This is a genomic window from Streptococcus loxodontisalivarius, from assembly GCF_016908645.1.
Taxonomy (GTDB): Bacteria; Bacillota; Bacilli; order Lactobacillales; family Streptococcaceae; genus Streptococcus; species Streptococcus loxodontisalivarius.
This window is the reverse complement of sequence record NZ_JAFBEH010000093.1, coordinates 1-1,071: the sequence shown is the minus strand read 5'-3', so window position 1 is coordinate 1,071 and position 1,071 is coordinate 1. Positions and strand designations below refer to the sequence as shown.

The window sequence follows — 1,071 nt, the reverse complement described above, 5'->3', positions numbered from 1 at the left end:
GCTAAATTTCAAGTGCAAGTTAGCCATTTAGTAAAACATCTTTAGGAGATTTATAGCCTAGTATTTTCTTAGGATAATTGTTTATCCAGTTTTCAATAAATGCGATCTGTTTCTTGGTCGCATTTTTACTGCCTTTAGGTAGCCATCGTCTAATCAGTCGATTGTGATTTTCATTTGTTCCACGTTCCCAAGAGGAATAAGGGTGAGCATAGTAAATATTTTCCGGATCAAACACCTCAGATAAACGACTAAATTCAGTTCCATTATCGGCGGTAATAGACTTAATAGGATGTTCTTTGAGAATGTCAATCAAGGCTTGATTAACAGCAGAGGCTGATTTACTGGGAATCAATCGGATAATCTCATGCCTTGTTTTTCGGTCAGTCAGCGTTAGAAGACAAGGATTTCTCTCCCGTGTTTGCAAGACAGTATCAATCTCATAGTCCCCCACTCTCAAGCGTTGATTGACAACTTCAGGACGCTCCTCAATAGACTTCCCAGCAGGTTTAAAGTTTGGGCTAGCTGTTTTCTTAGGAGCCTTCACTTTTCTAGGATAAAGTAAATCTTTAGAGGATAAGCCAAGATGCCCTTGATGAAACCAATAATAGATTGTAGAGACTGGCACAGGAATATTCTTAGCCTTAACCATCATCTCAGGAGAGTGTTTTTGTTTCCAGTAGTGGTGAATCTTCTCTTTAACCTCCTTGGTCAAATAGACTGGCTTCACAGAACGTTTACGATTCTTCTCATAAGCGTTCTGAGCAAATTCTGCTGAGTAAATCTTCTTAAATTTTCCCTTACGAACTACTTGTCTAACAAGACCGCGTTTGATTTCATTGTTAATAGTTTGAGGAGCTTTTCCCAATCTTTTAGCGATTTCGCGATGCGAATATCCCTCTTGAAGCCAACGCTCAATCAAACGACGTTCAGTTATTGTTAAATGTTTCCCTTTTGGTGTATAATATACTTGCATCTCAGAGTCCTTATAGTGTTTGTTGTGGTGACTACATTATATCTCTCTGAGATGTTTTTTTATACTTTCGACTGGCTAACTTCATTTTAGAACTTTCT

General features: G+C 38.2%; 1 protein-coding gene. It reads right to left on the bottom strand.

Annotated elements, in window-relative coordinates; genetic code table 11:
* Positions 1 to 19: 19 nt before the first annotated feature.
* Positions 20 to 973, bottom strand: a complete 954-nt coding sequence (locus JOC28_RS10615) for an IS30 family transposase (protein WP_205010637.1) — start codon at positions 971 to 973, stop codon at positions 20 to 22.
* Between the last annotated feature and the right edge of the window lie 98 nt (positions 974 to 1,071).

Excerpts from the sequence above, each read along its gene's own strand:
- JOC28_RS10615 (WP_205010637.1), bottom strand. The coding sequence starts at position 973 with ATGCAAGTATATTATACACCAAAAGGGAAACATTTAACAATAACTGAA.